The following is a 4,962-nucleotide window of genomic DNA, read 5'->3' as shown; positions in this document are numbered from 1 at the left end:
AGCTAAAAAGGCGATATGGCGATTCCAGAAAGACGGAAATATTGGACGAAATTACCGAAGTGTCGGAGGTTGATCTTATCCCTGAAGAGGATATCGTGGTGGTTTTGACCAAGGATGGATATTTAAGGCGAGCTCCTTTGACAGATTATCAACTGCAAGCTAGAGGAGGAAAGGGAATAAAGGGACTCAAACAAAAAGACGATGAAATAGAGATGTTTACTGCCACAACGACGCATCATGACATATTTTTGTTCACCAATTTGGGTCGTGTATTTGCCATAAAGGGGTATTTGCTTCCTGCGCCAAAAAATGGAAAAGGCAAACATGTGAGCGCCTTCTTCACGCTGGAAGAAAATGAACGCGTTGTGGCAATAAGGGATGATACGATGCGGGGTGCGAAATATGTGTTCTTTGCGACCAAGATGGGCATTGCCAAGCGGCTTGATGTGAGAGAGCTGGCAAATTTGACTCGTGCAGGTAGGCGCGTCATAAGCCTGGATGAAGGAAACATCATTGCCAGGGTAAGGTTTACCTCTGGTAATGACGAGCTTCTATTTGTCTCTGCGAAGGGGAAAGCTTTGAGGACCAAGGAAGACGAGTTTCGACCTTTGGGTCGCCAGGCTAGAGGAGTGCGTGCTATGCGTCTCTCGCGTGGTGATGTCTTGGTCGGTTGCGAACCTCTACGTGAGGGGACGTTAATTTTGCTCATAAGCGAAAAAGGCGTGGGCAAACGAACTCGCTATGATGAGTTTCCTTTGTACCACCGTGGTAGCTCCGGAGTAAAGGCAATGAGATTATCGAACCGTACGGGATTGTTGGTAGGGGCATGGAGTGTAACCGAGGACGATGAGGTGATGATTGTAACGAGCAAGGGACGAGTGGTTCGCATAGCTGTAGAAGATGTGCCTGTATTGTCTCGAACCGCGATGGGCAATATTTTAGTTAGGCTCGATCGGGGTGACAGTGTAGCTGATGTAACGATAATTCGCGAAGATGCTATGGAGGAGGTCTAGGGAAGGTGGCCTTGGCTCGTGAGGGAGTGGTGCCGGTAGTTACCGCAGCTTTTATGGCGTACGGGGCTTGGCTTTTTTCTTCCGTTTTAGGAGTTATTTTGGGCGCCTGTGCATTTTTTTTGGCCTGGTTTTACAGGGAACCTCGCGTAAACATATCCAAGGATCCCTTGTTATTTGTCAGCCCTGCGAGCGGCAAGGTCGTTGAAATAACGGATGTTGACGATCCTGATCCCTTTGTGGGGAGATCTATGAAAATAGGCATATTCATGTCCGTTGCCGACGTGCACGTTAATCGGATCCCTTATGATGGCAAAATATCTTTTTTAAAGTATAAGCGGGGCAAGCATTTGGTAGCTTTTGCCCCCAAATCCTCCGAAGTTAATGAAAGGCTATATGCGGGACTTGAGACAAGACACGGCAACGTCTTGTTAGTACAAATCGCAGGGTTGGTAGCAAGGCGAATAGCGTGTAGAGTCAAAGTTGGACAATTCGTGTCCAAGGGAGAAGCTTACGGCATGATCAAATTTGGTTCCAGGGTAGATGTATACTTACCACCGATAGTGAAACCCGTGGTGAGGGTTGGAGATAAAGTCAAAGCAGGATCCAGCGTCATAGGCCGTGTTTAAAAACAAAGGGAAGTGATATAGGTGTACAAAAAGTTTTCTAGGAAGCGAATGATTAAAAAACCGATTCCTTTTCGCAGATTAGCTCCCAATATGATTACTAGCGGTAGCATTTTATGCGGAGTAATGTCTTTAGTATTGATCTTTCATGGTCATGCAGTCCCTGCTGTATGGTTGATTTTTGTGGCTGCCTTTTTTGATTTGATGGACGGAAAAGTCGCCAGATCTTTAGGAGGAGATAGCGCCTTTGGGATGGAATTCGATAGCCTCGCTGATATAGTCAGCTTTGGAGTCGTGCCCGGCTTGATTTTTTATGTGTCTTATTTATATGCCTTCGGTGGGGTTTTAGGGGCTTTGGTTATATCATTTTACGTTTTATGTGGGGCGTTGAGACTAGCTCGTTTTAACGTAGTCCATTCCAGCGGTAACTTTCAGGGTCTTCCTATACCTGCCGCGGGGTTGTTTTTAGTATCCTTTGTCATATCAGGTATTGCTTTGCCCCCATCAACAGCTGCGATAATAGCTACTACGACAGGGGCGTTAATGATTTCCAGCATCTCTTACGGAAACATAAAACAGCTCAGCAAAAATAACATCAACGTCTTAAGGCTTTTGTTTCTGATTAGTTGCATCGTCACCATTTCAATATTTTTAAGGGATAAATCTGCATTAGCTTACACGTCGATTTACGTCTTTAGCGGTCCTATTGGAATCGATTGGGGAAAGTGGCTTTCCTTAAAAGGCGAGGAGGTTGCGGACAACCGGTGATAATAAAAAAGAGGGGGAATTTCCCCCTCTTTTTTATTATGCCCACCTAGATATGTCCAGTTCCCCTTCGCTTTTGGCCACGATAGCCGTCCCTACAAGGTCACCGGTGACGTTTATGCAGGTTCTTCCCATATCGAATATTGCGTCAACTCCCAATATCATCGCATAAGCAGCGGCGACGGGAGTGCCCGGATCAACTGGTAGTCCGACCGAATCCAGGACCAAAAGGAGCATAATTGCACCTGCACCGGGTACGCCGGCAGTTCCTATTGAGGCGAGCATAGCAGTAACTATAATGATAAGTTGATCCGACAGTGGCATGTGGCGACCTACGGCGAAGGCGATAAAAAGGGCACAAACTCCTTGATAAATTGCCGTCCCATCCATGTTGATTGTTGCTCCGAGGGGGAGCGTAAAAGAATAAATCCCCTTCGGTGTGCCCATATTTTCCGCACATGCCATGGTCACCGGCAATGTTCCGCTACTACTTCTCGTTACAAAAGCGGTTATCATGGCTTCCTGGGCGTAGGCTAAAAATTTAGTCAAGCGTAAGCCGTAAAACCTCAATATGAGCCCGTAAACCACCACTACGTGAACGACGATGGCAAGGTATTCCGCCCCCACTGCTGTTGCTAGCGGCCCGATTACCCTGGGGCCCTCTTTCGCCAACACCACAGCCACTAATGCAAAAACTCCAATGGGAGCGTATTCCATTATTCCCCTTACAACTTTGTACATGGCCTCGGCTGCACCATTGGCGAAATTAAAGACCGTTTTCGCAGATGTCCTTAATTCCTCGTTATCGCTTTCTAACAAAAACGAAAGTCCTATTCCAAAAAGAAGCGCAAAGAAGATAATGGGCAAGACGTCGCCCTTGGACAAAGCTTCGACGGGGTTTGTCGGGACTATATTTAAAAATGTAGTTACCAGTGAAGGTTTTTTAAGCTCAAATCCTGCAACTTCACCGGCGGCTAGCTCCAATCCCAATCCCGGTTTGAATAAATTGGCAAAAATTAAGCCTATTACGACGGCAAAGACAGTGGTCAGTAAATAATAAACTATTATTTTTATGCCAACCTTGCCCAGGCGATAGGGGCTGATGCTCGCCGTTCCAACGATGAGACTAAACAATATAACTGGGACGACTATCATTTTAAGGAGCCTGATGAATAAATCCCCGAAAGGTTGGACCCAAAGTATCTTGTCCTTCAACAATAAGCCAGCTACGACGCCAAGTATGAGCCCGATTAATATGCGCATCAACAAATTTGACCCGAAATACCAACTCATAAAGCCTCTTTTTTTCCCTTCTTCCGACATTACTTCACCCTCCTTTTGTTTCGTAGTGATTTTTATGAACTATATTACGACGTTATTAATTATAACTTATTACGCTGGAGTTTTTATGGTTTTAATTTAAAGACGACTGGAACTAAGAACTCGCCTTCCTTCGTGCTTTTAAAGACCCACTGTTTAACGGCTTTTAGTGCACTTTCATCTAATAAGTCATAACCACTCGATTTGTAAACGTTGGCCTCAACAACAGTGCCGTCAGACGAAACGCGCACGTATATTGTTGTGGTTCCTTCTTCGCCACGTCTCCTCGAGATCAAAGGATATGTGGGTTTTACGCTTCGAAGGATATCAAGATCACTTGCCATTTGTAGCGACTTTTGTTGCCAGCCAGGCGAGTTGTTTGAAACATCATTGCTCAAGTTAACAGCACCAGCCTGACCGTCACCTTTTTCGTACTGTACGCTCTTTGCCTGAGAGGGGGCGGGTTTTTGTGCTGCCTCGCCAGAATTTCGGGTTCGCGTTTCTTCCTGAATCTCTTTTACGTTTTTACTTAAGTGAGTAGCTTGCGCATCGATAGAAGAGGGGTTTTTTGAGGCAATTTCCTTTTTAGTTTCGCTCGAAGATTTGATAGTTGCAGATTCTTTTTTTGGCTCAGTTGGTTCCTTTTTTTCAATGAGGGTCTTTGTGGCAGGAATTTTTTTTGGCATCACTTCAAAAGTGGGATGGTTCTTGACTTCATCTTTAGAGTTTTTATCGCTGCTAGCATCTTTGGTCGTTTCGGCTTGCTCAAGTCTTGCCAGCTTGACGCTAATAGTTTTACTCACGCTTGGTGTTTTGACTTGAGCGCGAGGAATCTCGAAGTTACAAATTATCATAGCGTGTATGAGCAAACTCAATAGCAGAGGGCCCATCCACTTTCCGATATTGTCTCTCATGGAATCGCTTTTTCGCCTCCTCCCACTGCCAACGAGACTTCCTCAACTCCAGCTTGCTTTAATGCGTCTAATACATGAATTATTGCTTCGTAGGGTGTTTTTTTATCTCCAGCTAAAAGTATCGATTGGCCTTGCGATCTTTCTTGCTGAACAAGCGCTACTGCTTCGTCAATGTTAACCGTTTTCTCGTTAATTATAATAGCACCATGGCGATCGACGTTTATCACGAAAGGCGTTCGTGATAGGGAGTCTCCGGTGCCTTCCGGAAGCACAACTGTAATGCTTCCTTGGACAAAGGTTGCAGTTAAGACGAAAAAAATGATCAAT

The 4,962-nt window shown here is 45.3% G+C and carries 6 protein-coding genes; 3 read left to right on the top strand and 3 right to left on the bottom strand.

The window, feature by feature from the left end; translation table 11 throughout:
- The 3 genes from Q7P41_RS05800 to pssA form a co-directional block, all read left to right on the top strand.
- A partial coding sequence (locus Q7P41_RS05800; RefSeq protein WP_303882845.1) for a DNA gyrase C-terminal beta-propeller domain-containing protein occupies positions 1-1,013 on the top strand: 1,013 nt, incomplete at its 5' end.
- 5 nt (positions 1,014-1,018) lie between these two features.
- Entirely contained in the window at positions 1,019-1,639 is a 621-nt protein-coding gene (locus tag Q7P41_RS05795; protein ID WP_303882844.1) for a phosphatidylserine decarboxylase, read from the top strand.
- Between the two features lie 21 nt (positions 1,640-1,660).
- Entirely contained in the window at positions 1,661-2,404 is a 744-nt protein-coding gene (gene pssA, locus Q7P41_RS05790; protein ID WP_310848640.1) for a CDP-diacylglycerol--serine O-phosphatidyltransferase, read from the top strand.
- A 36-nt stretch (positions 2,405-2,440) separates the two neighbouring features.
- On the opposite strand, the gene Q7P41_RS05785 is transcribed toward pssA, so the two are convergent.
- The 3 genes from Q7P41_RS05785 to Q7P41_RS05775 all read right to left on the bottom strand — a co-directional run.
- Complete coding sequence (locus Q7P41_RS05785; RefSeq protein WP_303882843.1) at positions 2,441-3,724, bottom strand: dicarboxylate/amino acid:cation symporter; 1,284 nt, start codon at positions 3,722-3,724, stop codon at positions 2,441-2,443.
- Positions 3,725-3,807: 83 nt separating this feature from the next.
- Entirely contained in the window at positions 3,808-4,635 is an 828-nt protein-coding gene (locus tag Q7P41_RS05780) for an energy transducer TonB (RefSeq protein ID WP_303882842.1), read from the bottom strand.
- The coding region (locus tag Q7P41_RS05775) for a biopolymer transporter ExbD (protein ID WP_303882840.1) at positions 4,632-4,962 on the bottom strand (331 nt) is incomplete at its 5' end. The genes Q7P41_RS05780 and Q7P41_RS05775, both read right to left, overlap by 4 nt.

This window comes from Acetomicrobium mobile (assembly GCF_937920065.1).
This window is presented reverse-complemented; position numbering and strand designations above follow the sequence as displayed.

Coding starts and splice junctions, on each gene's coding strand:
- Q7P41_RS05780 (WP_303882842.1), bottom strand. CDS start 4,635: ATGAGAGACAATATCGGAAAGTGGATGGGCCCTCTGCTATTGAGTTTG.
- Q7P41_RS05785 (WP_303882843.1), bottom strand. CDS start 3,724: ATGTCGGAAGAAGGGAAAAAAAGAGGCTTTATGAGTTGGTATTTCGGG.